We start from the raw sequence: 18,358 nt of genomic DNA, 5'->3' as shown, positions 1-18,358 counted from the left end.
ATACTTTATTTTCTGCAAGGCACAATAAAACAGGAAACAACCAAGTATAGTGAATGGGTGAATAAGTTGAGTAAGAAGAAAAATGGAACGAAAAATATCATTGCTCTGGCTTCTGTACCGCTCGTGATGACACTCGGGAATTCCATGCTGATTCCTGTGCTTCCGATGATTGAAAAGAAGCTGTCCATATCGTCTTTTCAAGTATCGTTAATTATAACGGTCTATTCGATTGTGGCGATTATTTGTATTCCGATTGCCGGATATCTGTCCGATAAATTCGGAAGAAAAAAGGTTCTTCTGCCTTGTCTTCTCATAGCCGGTGCGGGCGGAGCGCTTGCCGCGATAGCTTCCACCGCGTTCAAGCATCCTTATCCCATTATCTTGGCGGGGCGGGTGCTGCAGGGAATCGGTTCGGCAGGGGCGGCTCCTGTAGTGATGCCGTTTATCGGTGATTTATTCAAAGGGGATGATGAGCGGATTACCGCGGGGCTCGGTGATATTGAGACGTCTAACACTGCCGGGAAAGTAATAAGCCCGATTCTCGGTTCGCTCTTGGCTGCATGGTTTTGGTTTATGCCATTTTGGTTCATTCCGTTTTTTTCGCTCATCAGTTTTTTTCTCGTATTGTTTTTGGTGGCAAAGCCGGAGGAACAAAAAGAAGCGCCTTCTATTTCCGAATTTGTGAAAAATGTCGGCCGCATATTTAAGCGTGACGGACGCTGGCTCTTTACGGTTTTTATCATCGGCTGCGTGATTATGTTTTTGCTGTTCGGGGTTCTTTTTTATTTATCAGACTCACTGGAGAAGAAATACGGCATTGACGGTGTGGCTAAAGGAGCGCTTTTGGCAATCCCGCTTTTATTTCTATCCGTCAGTTCATATATATCAGGCAGGAAAATCGGAAAAGACCAAGGCAAAATGAAGTTTTGCATCGTTTTCGGAATGAGTGCCGTGACACTGTCGTTTATCGGCCTATGGTGGAATCACAGTTTTTATTTATTATTTATCTTTTTGTGTGTCAGCGGTATCGGTATCGGAATGGCATTGCCGGCTTTAGACGCTGTCATCACAGAAGGCGTAGACAACGAGGAATCGGGAACCATCACCTCATTTTATAACAGCATGCGGTTTATCGGAGTAGCGGCGGGACCGCCGATCTTTGCTGCCCTGATGTCAAATGCAGGCTGGCTGATTTTTATTTTATCCGCTTTTTGCGGCATTGTGTCTGTATTTTTAGCGCTGTTAAATATCTCATCACAAGCAAAAGAAAAAAAGGAATCATTAAAGACGGTGTAATCTGCACTGTCTTTTTTTTATTTTATTTTGAAGATTGACATGATACCGTCAAGTCGTTATCCTTTTTAATAGTTAAACATATTAACTATCGGAAGGAGGGGGAAAAGGTGCATGAAGAAAAAGTAAAGCAGCTGATTCAGCGTTATTCCGATGTATACCTGCACGTCTTAAAAAAAATTGACAGCATTATCGCTGAAAAAGTGAACAAAGAACTGACATTGGATCAATATTACATCCTCCGCTATATTATGCTCAATCCCGATTGCAAATCAATTGAACTGGCCGCGGTGTGCCACGTCAATAAAAGCGCCATTACATCTATGACGAACCGCCTGTATGAAAAAGGCTACATCAATAGAGAACGCAGCCAAAGCGACCGCCGGAGCATACTTTTAAATGTCACGGAAAAGGGGACGGAAGTATTTCACCGTGTGGAGCGGCGGATTGAGGAACTCGTCCGATCATATATTATGTATTTTGATGAAGACGAGGCGGAGATGTTCGTGAATACATATGAAAAATTATATCGATTGATGATGACTGAGGAGGATCAGCAGACATAATGAAAAACATTATCCGAGCCCGCTGGATCATCGCCGCGGTGTGGGTCGCCGCAACGGTGATATTTATGCTTACAGCGCCTGATATGGCTGAATTGACACGGGAGAAAGGGCAGATTTCCGTACCGGACGGATATTCCTCTTCTTACGCCCATGAATTGCTTGATGAAATGTCTGATTCCGATGCACCGTCTTCTTCTGCCGTCATCGTATTTCACGAAAAAGGCTTAATGACAGACAAAAAAGATCGTCTGGAAGAAGCCGTCAGCACTTTGTCTGAACATAAAAAAGCGCTTCAGATTAAAACGGTGACCTCATACTTCGGGGAGAAAAATGACGACATTAAAAAACAGCTGCTGTCAAAAGACAGACAAACGATGCTCGTTCAGCTGCAGCTTGATACATCCAAAAACGATATCATCGAAATAAAAAATAAAATTGATAAAGAGCTGAAACCGTACGGCGTATCATACGGCATTACAGGCCAATCGCTGATCGACGAAGATGTGTTAAAAAGCTCACAGGACGGCTTGAAAAAGACTGAATATATAACGGTCGCTTTTATTCTGATCGTGCTGATCCTTGTATTTCGGTCAGTGGTCGCTCCGTTCGTGCCGCTTTTATCAGTATTGATATCTTATTTAGTCAGCCAGTCGATTGTCGCATTTTTAGTCGATCAGCTGAATTTTCCGCTCTCAACTTTTACTCAGATTTTTATGGTTGCGATTATGTTCGGGATCGGCACAGACTACTGCATTCTGCTTCTCAGCAGATTTAAAGAAGAACTGTCGCATGGCGCTGATATAAGAGAAGCGATCGTCGTCACCTACAAAACGGCCGGAAAGACGGTTTTGTACAGCGGCGGTGCGGTGCTGATCGGATTTGCCTGCATCGGATTTGCGACATTTAAGCTGTATCAGTCGGCAGCAGCCGTTGCGGTCGGTGTCGCGGTGCTGCTGCTTGCGCTCATGACGATCGTGCCGTTTTTTATGGCTGTTTTAGGAAAAAGCCTGTTTTGGCCTGTTAAGGGCGATATTTCCCATCCTCAAAGCAAAGCATGGGAAACGTCAGGGCGGTTTTCATTTAAAAGGCCGCTCATCAGTCTTGCAATCGTTGCGGTATTCACCGTCCCGCCTATCCTTCTTTACAAAGGGTCGCTGTCTTACAACAGTCTTGACGAAATCGGGGATAAATATGAATCCGTCCGCGCGTTTCATACGATTTCAGACGCCTTCGGCCCGGGAGAACTTCTTCCGGCCACAGTCGTCATCAAAAATGATGAGACATTAAATACCGAAAAACACCTGATTGATATCGAAAAAATCAGCAGAGAACTTGAAAAAACAGAGGGTGTAAAAACGGTCAGAAGCGCCACGCGCCCTGCTGGAAACGGATTGAATCAATTATTTGTCACAAATCAGGCAAAGCAGCTTCAAGAAGGGCTTGATAAAGGCAATACAGGACTTGAAAAAATCACGGACGGATTAGGGCATGCCGCAAAGTCGTTAGCTGATTCACAGCCGCAGATCGAAGAGTCGGGGAAAAGCGTCAATCAGCTTATTGACGGAACATTGTCTCTGAAATCCGGGCTTTCTGATATAGGAGAAAACCTGAATAAACTGCAGGCTGGCGTGAACGAGAATAAAGCCGGCGTCGCCCAGATGAGAAAGCAGATTGAAGAGCAAAAACAAATGCTGACTTCACAGTTCAAACAAAACAGCGGTCTCGCTTCAGAAACGCAAAACGCTTTAAAATTGGTAAAAACCGTCCTGCCGATGAAAGATGAAGCCAGCAGACAGCTTGCCGATTTGAACAAGCAGCTTGCCCGGCTGCCGTTTGCAAAATTGGAAGCGTCAATACCGTCAGTCAAAACCGATCCCTCTTACCAAGAAATCAAATCAGCCTTTACGGGTGTACAGTCAGCCGTTTCCAAGGCAAACGCGGATGCAGAAGCGTTTTCTAAACAGGTCGACAGTCAAAAGGCTCATCTGCAGCAAGCGGAAAAACAATTTGCCCGACTGGCAGCCGCTCAGAAGAAGATTGACACTCAAATTAACGCAATGATCAACGGTCTGACCAGTATTGAAAACGGTCTGCAGCAAGTGTCAGACGGACAGGGGGCTCTCGCAGGACAAATGCCGCGCCTTGAATCGGCGGCAGGACAGCTCGCCGAGGGCCAGAAAAAAATGAAGAGCGGTCTCGGTGATTTTTCTTCCCGGCTCAGCGAACTTTCTTCCGGCCTTAACGACAGTGTAAAAGGGCTTAAGAAAGTATCAAGCGGCATGATGGGGGCGAATGATTACCTGGGTGAGCTTCACAAGGCGTCAGACAAAGAAATGACAGGCTGGTTTGTGCCGAAAGACGCCTTGAAAAACAGTGATTTCACAAGCGTGTTTAATACGTACATGTCAGATGACAGAAAAACGACAGAATTGACCGTCGTTCTTGATAACAATCCTTACTCAAATACGGCCATTCAAGATATTCAAGCGATCAAAGCGAGCGTAAAAAGGGCCATTCCGAACACGGATCTGAAGAATGCTTCCTTCGGCGTTTCGGGAGTCTCCAGCATGAATGCCGATCTGAAGGAAGTATCGGATTCAGACTTCAAACGGACGGCCATGTTTATGCTGGCGGGAATTTTTCTGATTCTCATCGTGATGCTGCGCTCCCTCATTATGCCTGTTTATTTAGTGGCGTCGCTCGTACTGACGTATTTCGCATCCATCGGCGTGACGGAATACATCTTTACACACTTCTTCGGGTATCCGGGCGTAAACTGGGCCGTGCCGTTCTTCGGCTTTGTCATTTTGATGGCTCTAGGCGTGGATTATTCCATCTTTTTAATGGACCGCTTTAATGAGCTTAAAAAAGAAGGAACGGAACCCGCAATGATCAGCAGTATGAAAAATATGGGTTCCGTCATCATTTCTGCAGCCATTATTTTAGCGGGAACCTTTGCGGCCATGCTGCCGTCAGGCGTTCTTTCCTTATTACAGATTGCAACCGTGGTATTAACAGGCCTTCTCATGTACGCAATTGTCGTCCTTCCGTTTTTTGTACCGGTCATGGTGAAAATATTCGGAAGAGCCAACTGGTGGCCTTTTAATTTGAAAAAATAACGCTCAATGCCTCTGCCTGTTTTCGGGCAGAGGTTTTTTGTTTCCTTATAAATCCTCCAGTTGATATAATTACATCTGCGCACTCTTTTTTGCGAATGCTGAAATTTGGTCATAATACATACTATGAAAGAATGAACGAAGGAGGTTTCACATGACTTACGTAAATGAAATGAAGTCAAAGCACGGCGGGATCACCGCCCACATCGTAAAGACCGAGAAATTTAAAACCGTTTCGCTGACGTTTAAAATGCTGGCTCCTTTAACGAAAGAGCTCGTAACAAAAAGGGCGCTGTTTCCGCATGTGCTTCTGCGCGGAACAGAAAGCCGCCCGAAAACCGCTGATCTGCGGTCTTATTTTGATGAACTGTACGGCACATCCGTTTCAGCTGATCTGACAAAAAAGGGAGAACGTCATGTCATTACGTTCAGACTTGAGATTCCTAATGAAAAGTATCTGAAGGACCGCACACCGTTATTGGAAAAAGGCCTTCAGCTTTTATCAGAGCTTGTCTTTTCGCCCGCTTTGGAAAACGGCGCCTTCCTGCCCCTTTATGTCACGCAGGAAAAACGGACGCTGAAACAGCGGATTCAAGCCGTATATGATGATAAGATGAGATATTCTAATCTGCGTCTCGTTCAGGAAATGTGCAAAAGCGAACCGTATGCCCTTCACGTCAACGGCGAGTTCGATGATGTTGAACACATTACACCGCAAGATTTGTATGAAGCCTATCAAAAAGCCATACGCGAAGATCAGCTGGACCTGTACGTCATCGGCGATGTTGATACAGATCAGGTGAAAACGGCCGTTGATACGTATTTTAAAACGGAAGAACGGGAGCTTCAGCCTTTTGAAAGAAGCGCGGCGAATGAACAGCCCGATCCGAAGGAAGTCATTGATGAAGAGGACGTCAAGCAGGGCAAGCTGAATATCGGATTCCGGACCAATACGACATATACAGATCCGGATTATCCTGCATTGCAGGTGTTTAACGGGCTGTTCGGAGGTTTCTCTCATTCAAAGCTGTTTATAAATGTCCGTGAAAAAGCGAGCCTCGCCTATTATGCAGCCTCAAGGGTGGAAAGCTTCAAAGGGCTTTTGATGGTCATGTCGGGCATTGAGGTGAAAAATTACAAGCAGGCCGTCACCATCATTGAAGAACAGTTTCAGGCTATGCAAAACGGTGACTTTTCAGAAGATGATATCGCCCAAACGAAAGCCGTTATTAAAAATCAAGTATTAGAAACCATTGATACGGCATACGGCTTAGCGGAATTTCTGTATCAGCAGGCCTCAGCCCAAGTAGAGATACCGATCGAAAGATTCCTTGACAATATCGAGAAAGTGACAAAAGAGGACATTATCAATGTCGGAAAGAACATTAAGCTGGATACGACTTATTTCTTAAAAGGGACGGGGGGAGCATCTTGACTAAACCGATAAACTTCGAACAGCTTCAGGAAACGCTGTATCATGAAAAAATGGCAAACGGCCTTGATGTCTATGTGCTGCCGAAACAGGGCTTTAATAAAACATACGCCGTGTTTACGACAAAGTACGGTTCCATTGACAATCAATTCGTTCCTTTAAATAAGGAAGAAATGGTACACGTCCCTGACGGAATCGCGCATTTTCTGGAGCATAAACTGTTTGAAAAAGCGGACGGCGACGTGTTTCAGGACTTCAGTAAGCAGGGGGCGTCGGCAAATGCCTTTACATCATTTACACGAACCGCTTATCTTTTCTCCAGCACTTCTAATGTGGAGAAAAACCTGGAAACACTCGTAGATTTTGTTCAGGACCCGTATTTCACGGAAAAATCAGTTGAAAAAGAAAAAGGCATCATCGGCCAGGAAATCAATATGTATGATGATAATCCGGATTGGCGGCTGTTTTTCGGCCTTATCGAAAATATGTATAAAGACCACCCCGTGAAAATTGACATTGCCGGAACGGTGGAGAGCATCTCTCATATTACGAAAGATCTGCTGTATGAGTGCTATGAAACGTTTTATCACCCGAGCAATATGCTGCTCTTTATCGTCGGTCCCGTAGATCCTGAAGCGGTCATCAGCCAGGTGCGGAAAAACCAGGAGAAAAAGCCGTTTACAGACCAGCCCGAAATCAAACGTGAAGAAGTTCAGGAGCAGGAAGCGGTTTTCCGCCGGGAGCAGGAATTAAAAATGAACGTGCAAGGCTCAAAATGTCTTGTCGGCTTAAAGGCGAAAGACCCTTATAAAACGGGGCAGGATCTGTTGAAGCACGAGCTCAGCATGAACCTCATGCTTGAATGTCTTTTCGGAAAAAGCTCACCGCATTACGGTGACTTGTACGACAAAGGCTACATTGATGAAACCTTCAGCTTTGATTACACGGCTGAATACGGATTCGGTTTTGCCTCTGTCGGAGGAGATACACCGGAGCCGGATAAGCTCGCTGACGAATTAAAACACATGCTGCTTGATGCAGAATCAGCCGTGACTGCGGAAAAACTTGATCTTGCGAGAAAAAAGAAGATCGGGTCATTCTTAAAAGCGCTCAATTCGCCTGAATATATTGCCAACCAATTCACACGCTACGCCTTTTTAGATATGAGTCTGTTTGATGTCGTAACCGTACTGGAGCAGATTACGCTGGAAGACGTAAAGCGGGTCATTAAAGAAGAACTATCAGAAGACAGGCTGACAGTCTGCAAAGTCGTGCCAAAATCATAACAAAAACATCCCTCACGCCCTGAGGGATATTTTTCTGGGGAAAGAAGGAGTATTGATTGATGAAACAGACAGCGCTCGTAACCGGAGCAAGCGGCGGAATCGGACAAAGTATAAGTGAAGTCCTCGCAAAAAACGGATATGACGTCCTCTTGCATTATCATTCTAATAAGGAAGCCGCACACAGGCTTGCGGAAAGGCTGAGCGCATCATTCGGCGTAAAAGCCTCCGTTATTCAGGCGGATCTGTCCTCACCGGATGGCGCGGAGACACTCAGCCGTTCCGTTAAGCAGCCTGTGGATGCTCTGATATTAAACAGCGGCAAAAGTCATTTCGGCCTGATTACGGACGTTACGGATGACACGGCGCAGGAGATGGTGCAGCTGCATGTAACGAGTCCGTTTCTTTTGGCGCGTAATCTGATGCCCGGCATGATCCGGAAAAAAAGCGGGGGCATCGTCGCGATCGGTTCCGTCTGGGGAGAAACAGGCGCATCGTGCGAGGTATTATACAGCATGGTCAAGGGAGCGCAGCATTCGTTCGTCAAAGCGCTTGCCAAAGAGCTTGCTCCGAGCGGCGTCCGCGTGAATGCGGTCTCGCCGGGTGCCGTTGACACAAATATGCTTGATCAGTTCACGTCTGATGAAAAAGAAGCGTTGGCAGAGGAAATTCCCGCGGGCCGGCTGGCAAAGCCGGAGGAAATTGCCGAAGCGGCGGCCTTTTTATTATCGGACAAGGCTTCCTATATTACGGGGCATATATTATCCGTAAACGGCGGCTGGCACTGCTGAAAAAAATGTGTGTATAGTTTGCATCTGTACGGACAAAATAATTTTGTAACAACAGATGAAATGGAGGAACCCAACATGTCAGTATTAGAAAACTGGGATAATTGGAAGAATTTCCTTGGCGACAGATTGAACTATGCGCAGGAAAAAGGGATGAGTGATGAAACGATCACTGACCTCGCTACAGAAATCGGCGGTTACCTTGCGAACGAAGTCGACTCGAAAAACCATCAGGAAAAAGTGCTTGCTGATCTTTGGAGCGTTGCTTCTGAAGATGAACAGCGCGCCATCGCAAATATGATGGTGAAGCTTGTTGAAAATAACAGCACTCATTAAGAGGGGGGATTTCTCCTCTCTTTTTTTATGTTTTCCTCTATAGAGCAACATTCTTCTTTCTAATTAGAGAAAAATGTTTTATGATAAAGGAAGGTAAAAATTTGCCACAATGGAGGGGGTATATCATTTGGCAAAGCTCGAATGGTATTTTGAATATGAAATTCAAGTGAACCGCCCCGGCCTGCTCGGGGATATTTCATCTCTTCTCGGGATGCTGTCAATTAATATTGTCACAATTAACGGTGTCGACCTTTCCAGAAGGGGAATGCTGCTCAGATGCCGGCATATAGATCAAATTAAACGATTGGAATCAATTTTAAAAACAATGGAGACCATTAAAGTAACGAAGCTGAGAGAACCGAGGCTTCGCGACCGTCTCGCAGTCCGCCACGGAAGATACATTCAGCGTGATGCCGATGACAAAAAAACCTTCCGTTTTGAAAGGGACGAGCTCGGTCTTCTGGTTGACTTTATGGCCGAGCTGTTTAAAAAAGAAGGACACAAACTGATCGGAATCCGGGGAATGCCGAGGGTCGGAAAAACGGAGTCCATCGTTGCGTCAAGCGTTTGTGCCAGCAAAAGATGGCTTTTCGTATCATCAACGCTGCTAAAACAAACGATCCGGAGCCAGCTGGTTGCCGATGAATACAGCACGGAAAACGTGTTTATCCTCGACGGCATCGTTTCGACAAGACGGGGATCTGAGCGCCATCTTCAGCTCGTCAGTGAAATTATGCGGCTTCCGGCGACAAAGGTCGTGGAGCACCCCGATATTTTTGTTCAAAATTCGGAGTATACGCTCGATGATTTCGATTATATTATCGAACTCAGAAATGATCCTGACGAAGTTATTACATATGAACATGCAGAAGAACCGCAAATATTTGATCAGACCGGTTTTTCAAGCTTTGATTTTTAATATTGGAAGGTGTTTGTTGTGACAGAATTAGCAATCCGGCTTAAAGAAGCCAGAGAGGAAAAAGGGATGTCATTGGATGAACTCCAGGCGGCGACGAAAATTCAGAAAAGATACTTAACCGCTCTGGAAGAAGGCAATTATGACGTCATTCCCGGCAATTTTTATGTGCGGGCGTTTATCAAGCAATACGCTGAAGCTGTCGGGCTTGATTCAGATCAGTTATTTGAAGAATATAAAAAAGACATCCCTAACACGTACCATGACGATGTGTCGGAAAAAATCTCCGGTCTCGCCATGCAAAGGGAGCTTCCTAAGTCCGCTTCAAAGGCGGCGGAATGGCTTCCGACCGTCCTTGTCGTCATCGGTGTCATTATCGTCATCGCGATCATTTATGCGATTATTCAGCTCGGAATGAGCAAATCCGGGCAGACAGACGGAGATAAGGCCGTCACCCAAAGTGAGAGCAAGTATGAGATTCCTAAGGATTCTGCGCTGAAAAACGACGGCAATACAAATGACGAAGCGCAATCTGACAGCAAGAAAGACAAAAAGGACACAAAAGCGTCAGAGCAGAAAAAGAAAGAAAAAAGCAGTGAAAAGACGGAGATCAAAGCGGCCGGAACGGAAGGATCGGCTTCTTCATACAACGTCTCCGGGGCAGATAAGTATAAGCTTGAACTGATTGCTTCTGACAGCGCATGGATCCGCGTCCGTGATGACAGCGGCGGTTCTTTAAAAGAAGGAACGCTGCAAAAAGGCGAAACCTTTAAAAAAGACGTCACGGATCAAAAGCAGATTGAAATCCGCACGGGCTATGCCCCTAACCTGAAAATTAAAATCAACGGAGAGGTTCTGTCCTATGAACTCAATCCGCATGATGTGATGGCGCAGACCATCACAATCAAGATGAAAAAATAAAAGGGGAAAAGTCATCTGAACGATTAAGATGACTTTTTCTTCACGTCCGAGTACATATATTGGAGGGGCTTTATGTTTAACTTACCGAATAAAATCACACTGGCAAGAATCGCTTTAATTCCTGTATTTATGATTATCATGCTTGTTCCTTTTCAGTGGGGCAGCGTTCATATAGGGGATGAATCGATTCCGGTCGCGCATCTTACGGGAGCTGTTTTGTTCATTATCGCATCAACGACTGACTGGGTGGATGGCTACTACGCCAGAAAACTGAACCTCGTGACAAATTTCGGGAAATTTTTAGATCCGCTGGCTGACAAACTGCTGGTGTCCGCGGCATTAATTACGCTTGTGCAGTTTGACCTTGCGCCGGCGTGGATGGTCATCATCATCATCAGCCGCGAATTTGCCGTAACGGGATTAAGACTTGTGCTGGCGGGAACGGGGGAAGTTGTAGCCGCCAATATGCTGGGGAAAATTAAAACATGGGCTCAGATCATCGCTGTTGCCGCGCTTTTGCTGCATAATCTTCCGTTTGAGCTCGTTTCTTTCCCGTTCGGCGATATCGCTTTATGGGTGGCCGTGCTCTTCACAGTCATTTCCGGCTGGGATTATTTTGCGAAGAACTGGGATGCGTTAAAAACATCTAACTAAGAAAGAAGGACTTAAAGATGGAAATAGCAAAAAAAGCAGAAATCATTGCAGTCGGCTCGGAGCTTCTGCTCGGCCAGATCGCCAATACGAACGCGCAGTTTATCAGTAAAGAGCTGGCGGAAATCGGTGTAAACGTGTTTTATCATACCGCTGTCGGTGACAATCCGGAGCGGCTTAAGCAAGTCATCCGCATTGCCGAAGAGCGCTCAGACCTGATTATTTTTTCAGGCGGCCTCGGACCGACCAAGGACGATTTGACGAAAGAAACCATTGCAAACACACTGGGGCGCCCGCTCGTTCTGAATGACGAAGCATTCCGGTCGATCGAAGAATATTTCGCGAAAACAAAACGGACCATGTCGCCGAATAACCGCAAACAGGCGCTCGTCATTGAGGGCTCAGACGTTTTGGCGAATCATTTCGGCATGGCGCCGGGAATGCTTGCAGAGCACGGCTCAAGGCTTTATATGCTGCTTCCCGGGCCGCCGAGCGAGCTGCGTCCGATGTTTGAAAATGAAGCGAAGCCGCTGCTTCTTAAAAAGCTCGGTTCTAATGAGAAAATCGTTTCAACCGTGCTGCGGTTTTTCGGAATCGGTGAATCCCAGCTTGAAGCTGATTTAGAAGATATCATTGATGCGCAGACGAACCCGACGATTGCGCCGCTCGCTGCTGACGGAGAGGTCACGCTGCGTTTAACGGCGAAACATGCCGACGAAAAAGAAACAGAACGGCTTTTAAAAGAAACGGAAGCCGCCATTTTAGAACGTGTCGGTGAATTTTTCTACGGATATGATGATACGTCTCTGGTGAAGGAGCTTTCAAAAGCATGCAGACAAAACGGAATTACGGTTTCCTCTGCCGAAAGCTTTACAGGCGGCCTGTTTTCAGAGTGGGTGACTGATTTAAGCGGTGCGTCTCAACTATTTGCAGGGGGCGTTGTCTGCTATTCCGACAGCGTGAAACAGCATGTGCTCGGCGTGAAAGCTGAGACGCTCGCAGAAAGCGGAGCGGTCAGCAAAGAGTGTGCGAAAGAGCTTGCAGCCGGTGTGAGAAAGCTGACCGGAAGCGATATCGGCATCAGCTTTACCGGGGTTGCGGGTCCCGACCCGCAGGAAGGGCATGCGCCGGGCCGCGTCTTTATCGGCATTTCAGCGGAAGGAAAAGAAGAGGTGCACGAATTTAACTTTGCCGGCTCAAGAACCGGGATCAGAAAGCGCGCCGCTAAATACGGCTGCCATCTCATTTTAAAAATGCTGGATCAAAAATAAAGTTTTAAAGAGCCGTTTTCTCTGATTTTTAAGTTTTATAAGGGAAATTATGCTCTTTTGCAGAAAAGCGAACGCGGAAAAAATCCGAATATGCGTTCGCTTTTTTCTTGGCAAATGCCAGTAAACAAGGTATAGTATATGTAGTGGCAAGATAAAGGAGGAAAAAATAAATGAGTGATCGTCAGGCAGCCTTAGATATGGCTCTTAAGCAAATAGAAAAACAATTCGGCAAAGGTTCCATCATGAAGCTCGGAGAAAAAACGGATACAAGAATTTCAACGGTGCCAAGCGGTTCCCTTGCACTTGATACCGCTCTCGGAATAGGCGGATACCCGCGCGGACGGATTATTGAAGTATACGGACCTGAAAGCTCAGGTAAAACGACTGTAGCGCTTCACGCAATCGCTGAGGTTCAGGAAAAAGGCGGACAGGCAGCATTTATTGATGCTGAGCATGCTCTTGATCCTGTTTACGCGCAAAAGCTCGGTGTCAATATCGAAGAGCTTCTGCTTTCTCAGCCGGATACGGGAGAGCAGGCGCTAGAGATTGCTGAAGCGCTGGTGCGAAGCGGAGCTGTTGATATCGTGGTCGTTGACTCTGTTGCGGCGCTTGTTCCAAAAGCTGAAATTGAAGGTGACATGGGTGATTCACACGTCGGTTTACAGGCGCGTCTTATGTCTCAGGCGCTCCGTAAGCTTTCCGGCGCCATCAATAAATCTAAAACAATCGCAATCTTTATTAACCAGATTCGTGAAAAAGTCGGCGTTATGTTCGGAAATCCGGAGACGACACCGGGCGGCCGCGCGCTGAAATTCTATTCTTCCGTGCGCCTTGAAGTGCGCCGTGCCGAGCAATTAAAGCAGGGCAACGACGTGATGGGGAATAAAACGAGAATTAAAGTCGTAAAAAACAAAGTCGCTCCTCCGTTCCGTACGGCTGAAGTGGACATTATGTACGGTGAAGGAATCTCCAAAGAAGGGGAAATCATCGACCTTGGAACTGAACTGGATATCGTGCAAAAAAGCGGTTCGTGGTATTCTTATGAAGAAGAACGCCTCGGTCAGGGCCGTGAAAACGCCAAGCAGTTCTTAAAAGAAAATAAAGACATCATGCTGATGATTCAGGAACAAATCCGTGAATATTACGGTTTAGACAATAACGGTGTAACGGACAAAGCGGAAGAAGTTCAGGAAGAGATGGAATTAGAAGAATAAAAACACGATCAAAAGAGCGGAATAAGCAATTTCCGCTCTTTTTTTTGTGTGTTTCAAAAAACACTGGCTGTTTCGGAAAATTTTATCTGGAATGTTACAACTTTTTTCACCCTTCACTCGTCTAACATCATGGCGAAAGTTGAAATTATATCTGAGGAGGAAAAAAGATGACGAGCCCCCGCCGCACAAGAATAAATAAAAAAAGAAAGAAGAAGCTGATGAAAACGGGAGGGCTGTTTCTTTTTCTGCTGCTTGTTACTGTTTTTATTATGATCTGGACCGTCACAGCGCATCACCGGGAGAAGGAATCCGTTAAAAACGCTCCTGCCGCTCAATCTGATACTTCAAAAGACCAGACTCAACAGAAAAAAGAAAAGACGCAAAAAGAGAAAACACCTAAATCAATCGATCACAATAAACAGATCAGCAATTACTTGCAACAGATCGGGTTCAGCGGCACAGCAATGATCGTAAAAGATGGAAAAGTTGTGCTGAAAAAAGGCTTTGGCTATGCGGACCGAAAACAAAAAATTAAAAACAATCCGGAGACATCATATTATATCGGTTCTTCACAAAAAGCGTTAATCGCGACGGCTGTCCTGCAGCTTGAAGAAAAAGGGCTGCTGCAGACGAGTGACCCCGTCAGTACATACTTGCCGAATTTTCCTAACGGCACGCGCATCACATTGAAAAACCTGCTCAATCATACGTCCGGCATAAACGGGCATATTGAGGGTCAGGGACCGATTTCTCCAATTGATTTAATCAAGGATATAGAATACCGCGGAATTAAACGGCAGCCCGGGGTTTGGGATTACAGGGATTCCAACTATTCAGTGCTTGCTTATATCGTATCTCAGGTCAGCGGGGAGTCTTATGAACAATATATAAAAGAACACGTGTTCAAACCGGCCGGAATGAAGCATGCCGGATTTTACAAAACATTTGCTAAAGCCAAATATCCTGCCGTCGGCTACAAAGTCGATGAGAGCGGCAGTCTTGTAACGCCGCACCTTTTGGACTTATCGCAGCTGTACGGGGCGGGCGACATGTATATGAGCGCTGAAGATCTCTATAAATTTGATAAAGCGATCGTAAACGGCACGCTCCTTTCAAAAGAAAGCTTCACAAAAATGTTTACAGCAGGAAGCAGTGCCGCTTACGGCATGGGGTTTTACATTGATCCGGGAAGCTATTCCAATCACGGTGTTATGCCCGGTTACAACATTTTAAACAGCTTCAGCCATTCGGCAAGCAAATATGTCATATTACTGTCAAACATTCAGAATAACGCCAAATTAGGACAGGTAAACAATAGAATTTACCAATTGCTTAACCAGCCGGACTGACAGAGCCGTCATTCACGAAAAGCGGATCTAGGTATGGTATGATATATACATGGGCGAAGATCCGAGCTGAAGGCGAATCGTTAAGCTGGCAAGCTTGACAAGTATTTCCGACACAATTACAATGAAGTTGTAACATTTGTTTTTTTAACATGATTGTTAAACCATTTAAACTTGACAAGGGCGTGAGAGACTCATTCCCTGTGAAGGTTCTGTATGTTGAGAAAATCAGACAATGTACATGCCGGCACTTATTTAAGCAAAAACCAAGTTCATAGCAAGAGGAGGTGAAAGTATGACCCCAATGACGGTTCTCATCTCCATTTTGCTGACTCTGCTCGGTTTAGTTGTTGGCTACTATGTTCGTAAAACCATTGCCGAAGCAAAGATTGCGGGCGCACGCGGTGCTGCCGAGCAAATCCTTGAAGATGCAAAGCGTGATGCTGAAGCACTGAAAAAAGAAGCTCTGCTTGAAGCAAAGGACGAAATCCATACACTTCGAATAGATGCTGAACAGGAAGTTCGTGAAAGACGAAATGAGCTTCAAAAACAAGAAAACCGTTTACTTCAAAAAGAAGAAAATCTTGACCGTAAACATGAAGGAATTGATAAACGGGAAGCGATGTTGGAGAAGAAAGATCATTCTCTGAATGAACGACAACAACATATTGAAGAGATGGAAAGCAAAGTGGATGAGATGATTCGTATGCAGCAGTCAGAACTCGAACGCATTTCGAGCCTGACACGGGATGAAGCGAAACAAATCATTCTTGACCGGGTTGAAAATGAGCTTTCACATGACATCGCCATCATGACAAAAGAAACCGAAAACCGTGCGAAAGAAGAGGCAGATAAAAAGGCGAAAAACATTCTGTCGCTTGCTTTGCAGCGCTGTGCAGCAGATCATGTTGCCGAAACGACGGTATCGGTCGTCAATCTTCCGAATGATGAGATGAAAGGACGTATCATCGGCCGTGAAGGGCGTAACATTCGTACGCTTGAAACGCTTACAGGTATTGACCTGATTATTGATGACACACCTGAAGCAGTCATTCTTTCCGGATTTGATCCGATCAGACGGGAGACGGCAAGAATCGCTCTTGATAAACTCGTTCAGGATGGCCGTATTCACCCGGCGCGCATTGAAGAAATGGTTGAAAAATCCCGCCGTGAGGTTGATGACTATATCCGGGAAATGGGTGAGCAGACGACGTTTGAAGTCGGCGTTCACGGACTCCACCCGGATCTGATCAAGATCCTCGGCCGGTTGAAATTCCGTACAAGCTACGGGCAGAACGTACTGAAACATTCTATGGAAGTTGCGTTTTTAGCAGGTTTAATGGCTTCCGAGCTTGGAGAAGATGCAAAGCTTGCCAAGCGGGCCGGTCTTCTGCATGACATCGGAAAAGCAATTGACCATGAAGTGGAAGGAAGCCACGTGGAAATCGGAGTGGAGCTTGCGACCAAATATAAAGAGCATCCAGTCGTCATTAACAGTATTGCGTCACACCACGGAGACGAAGAGCCGACTTCCATTATCGCCGTTCTGGTCGCTGCCGCTGATGCATTGTCAGCCGCAAGACCGGGCGCGAGAAGTGAAACGCTCGAAAACTATATCCGCAGACTTGAAAAGCTTGAAGAAATCTCCGAGTCTTACGAAGGTGTTGAAAAATCATTTGCGATTCAGGCCGGCCGTGAAGTTCGCATCATGGTGAAGCCGGACTCCATTAATGATTTAGAAGCCCATCGTTTGGCACGTGATATCCGTAAACGAATTGAGGACGAGCTTGATTATCCGGGCCACATTAAAGTGACCGTAATCAGAGAAACTCGAGCCGTAGAGTATGCAAAATAAAGTGATGCTTAGCGCATCACTTTATTTTTTTGAGTCCCTGAAAAGGAAGGAATGGAATGTATGAGAATTTTATTTATCGGAGATGTTGTCGGTTCCCCGGGCCGCGACATGGTAAAAGAATATGTCCCGAAACTGAAAGCGAAACATAAACCGCATTTTACAATTATTAACGGAGAAAATGCAGCACACGGAAAAGGACTGACAGAAAAGATCTACCACAGCCTTATGGAAGCGGGAGCAGATGTCATTACAATGGGAAACCATACGTGGGATAAAAGAGAGATCTTCGACTTTATTGATGATGTGCCGCATCTTGTCCGGCCGGCGAATTTCCCGGAAGGTACGCCGGGCAAAGGCATTACCTATATTAAATCGAACGGAAAAGAGCTTGCCGTCATTAACTTACAGGGGCGGACGTTTCTTCCGCCGCTTGATGATCCGTTTGCTAAAGCGGATGAATTAATAGAAGAAGCGAAAAAGCGCACGCCGTACATTTTTATTGATTTTCACGCCGAAGCGACAAGCGAAAAAATTGCGATCGGCTGGTACACAGACGGAAGAGCCTCTGCCGTGGTAGGCACCCATACACACGTGCAAACGGCAGATAACCGCATTTTGCCGAAAGGAACGGCATATATTACTGATGTAGGCATGACGGGTCCGTACGACGGAATTCTCGGTATGGACAGAGAAACGGTCATCAAGCGGTTTAAAACCAATCTTCCTGTCCGGTTTACGGTGGCGGAAGGTAAAACTACGCTGAGCGGAGTGCTCATTGACATCGACGATCAAACGAAAAAGGCCGTAAATATCGAACGGATATTAATCAATGATGACCATATGTTCTTTGAATAGGTGATCATGTGTTTATTTTATAAAAATATTAAAAGGAAAAGCAGGAATATAGCAACTTCTTAGTGAATATAGTAAAAATGGAAGGTAGCCCGCTATTTTTGAAAAGCATTGTGGGGATGGCTTTTTGGATAGCAACATCTAATAATGATTGTTCTAATGAACACTCACTTATCCATTGTAAAACTAAGGGGGAGCAGAAATGGAAATCTTAAAAGTTTCAGCAAAATCAAGTCCAAATTCAGTAGCAGGCGCGCTTGCCGGTGTATTGAGGGAACGCGGAGCCGCCGAAATTCAAGCAATTGGGGCGGGTGCCTTAAATCAGGCTGTTAAAGCGGTTGCGATTGCCAGAGGCTTTGTCGCGCCAAGCGGCGTAGATTTGATTTGTATTCCGGCTTTTACAGATATACAGATTGACGGAGAAGAAAGAACGGCGATTAAGTTAATCGTCGAACCCCGTTAAAAACAAAAACATGATATTCTCAACCTGCTTGCGTAAGGCGAGCGGGTTGTTTTTA

16 protein-coding genes are annotated in these 18,358 nt (G+C 45.7%); all 16 read left to right on the top strand.

The genetic code is table 11. The features are described 5' to 3' along the window. The first annotated feature begins 24 nt into the window (after positions 1-24). A complete protein-coding gene (locus tag ABK447_RS12115; RefSeq protein ID WP_234631238.1) occupies positions 25-1,296 on the top strand; it encodes an MFS transporter in 1,272 nt (423 codons plus the stop codon). Between the two features lie 107 nt (positions 1,297-1,403). After that, positions 1,404-1,859, top strand: a complete 456-nt coding sequence (locus tag ABK447_RS12110) for a MarR family winged helix-turn-helix transcriptional regulator (protein ID WP_003154157.1) — start codon at positions 1,404-1,406, stop codon at positions 1,857-1,859. Then, complete coding sequence (locus tag ABK447_RS12105; protein ID WP_197200190.1) at positions 1,859-4,978, top strand: MMPL family transporter; 3,120 nt, start codon at positions 1,859-1,861, stop codon at positions 4,976-4,978. The genes ABK447_RS12110 and ABK447_RS12105 overlap by 1 nt, the downstream gene beginning before the upstream one ends. Before the next feature lie 151 nt (positions 4,979-5,129). Beyond that, the gene (gene yfmF, locus ABK447_RS12100; RefSeq protein ID WP_012117578.1) at positions 5,130-6,410 is read left to right on the top strand and encodes an EF-P 5-aminopentanol modification-associated protein YfmF; all 1,281 of its coding nucleotides are present in this window, start codon (positions 5,130-5,132) and stop codon (positions 6,408-6,410) included. Further along, positions 6,407-7,693 (top strand): EF-P 5-aminopentanol modification-associated protein YfmH, encoded by a 1,287-nt coding sequence (yfmH, locus tag ABK447_RS12095; protein ID WP_094031713.1) that lies wholly within the window; start codon positions 6,407-6,409, stop codon positions 7,691-7,693. The genes yfmF and yfmH overlap by 4 nt, the downstream gene beginning before the upstream one ends. Before the next feature lie 59 nt (positions 7,694-7,752). Continuing rightward, positions 7,753-8,481: an elongation factor P 5-aminopentanone reductase gene (ymfI, locus tag ABK447_RS12090; RefSeq protein WP_094031714.1), complete on the top strand. Its 729-nt coding sequence runs from the start codon at positions 7,753-7,755 to the stop codon at positions 8,479-8,481. 75 nt (positions 8,482-8,556) lie between these two features. After that, the gene (locus tag ABK447_RS12085; protein ID WP_003154150.1) at positions 8,557-8,814 is read left to right on the top strand and encodes a DUF3243 domain-containing protein; all 258 of its coding nucleotides are present in this window, start codon (positions 8,557-8,559) and stop codon (positions 8,812-8,814) included. Positions 8,815-8,941: 127 nt separating this feature from the next. Then, positions 8,942-9,733 (top strand): YmfK family protein, encoded by a 792-nt coding sequence (locus ABK447_RS12080; RefSeq protein WP_007409819.1) that lies wholly within the window; start codon positions 8,942-8,944, stop codon positions 9,731-9,733. An 18-nt stretch (positions 9,734-9,751) separates the two neighbouring features. Next, complete coding sequence (locus ABK447_RS12075; RefSeq protein ID WP_014417801.1) at positions 9,752-10,651, top strand: RodZ domain-containing protein; 900 nt, start codon at positions 9,752-9,754, stop codon at positions 10,649-10,651. Between the two features lie 72 nt (positions 10,652-10,723). Next, the gene (pgsA, locus tag ABK447_RS12070) at positions 10,724-11,305 is read left to right on the top strand and encodes a CDP-diacylglycerol--glycerol-3-phosphate 3-phosphatidyltransferase (RefSeq protein ID WP_007409821.1); all 582 of its coding nucleotides are present in this window, start codon (positions 10,724-10,726) and stop codon (positions 11,303-11,305) included. Positions 11,306-11,322: 17 nt separating this feature from the next. Further along, the gene (locus tag ABK447_RS12065) at positions 11,323-12,573 is read left to right on the top strand and encodes a competence/damage-inducible protein A (protein ID WP_033574781.1); all 1,251 of its coding nucleotides are present in this window, start codon (positions 11,323-11,325) and stop codon (positions 12,571-12,573) included. 170 nt (positions 12,574-12,743) lie between these two features. Then, positions 12,744-13,787 carry a recombinase RecA gene (recA, locus tag ABK447_RS12060; protein ID WP_003154145.1) on the top strand — a complete coding sequence of 348 codons (1,044 nt, stop codon included), beginning with the start codon at positions 12,744-12,746 and terminating at the stop codon, positions 13,785-13,787. 167 nt (positions 13,788-13,954) lie between these two features. After that, positions 13,955-15,136, top strand: a complete 1,182-nt coding sequence (locus ABK447_RS12055; RefSeq protein ID WP_007409824.1) for a serine hydrolase — start codon at positions 13,955-13,957, stop codon at positions 15,134-15,136. A gap of 292 nt (positions 15,137-15,428) precedes the next feature. Then, complete coding sequence (gene rny / locus ABK447_RS12050) at positions 15,429-16,988, top strand: ribonuclease Y (protein WP_003154140.1); 1,560 nt, start codon at positions 15,429-15,431, stop codon at positions 16,986-16,988. A 60-nt stretch (positions 16,989-17,048) separates the two neighbouring features. Then, positions 17,049-17,843 (top strand): TIGR00282 family metallophosphoesterase, encoded by a 795-nt coding sequence (locus ABK447_RS12045; protein ID WP_038463885.1) that lies wholly within the window; start codon positions 17,049-17,051, stop codon positions 17,841-17,843. 199 nt (positions 17,844-18,042) lie between these two features. Further along, positions 18,043-18,303, top strand: coding sequence for a stage V sporulation protein SpoVS (gene spoVS, locus ABK447_RS12040; protein ID WP_003154135.1), 261 nt, complete (start codon positions 18,043-18,045; stop codon positions 18,301-18,303). The last annotated feature ends 55 nt before the right edge of the window (positions 18,304-18,358 follow it).

The sequence above is a fragment of the Bacillus sp. hwrm1 genome (assembly GCF_040207805.1).
Taxonomy (GTDB): Bacteria; Bacillota; Bacilli; order Bacillales; family Bacillaceae; genus Bacillus; species Bacillus velezensis.
This window is presented reverse-complemented; position numbering and strand designations above follow the sequence as displayed.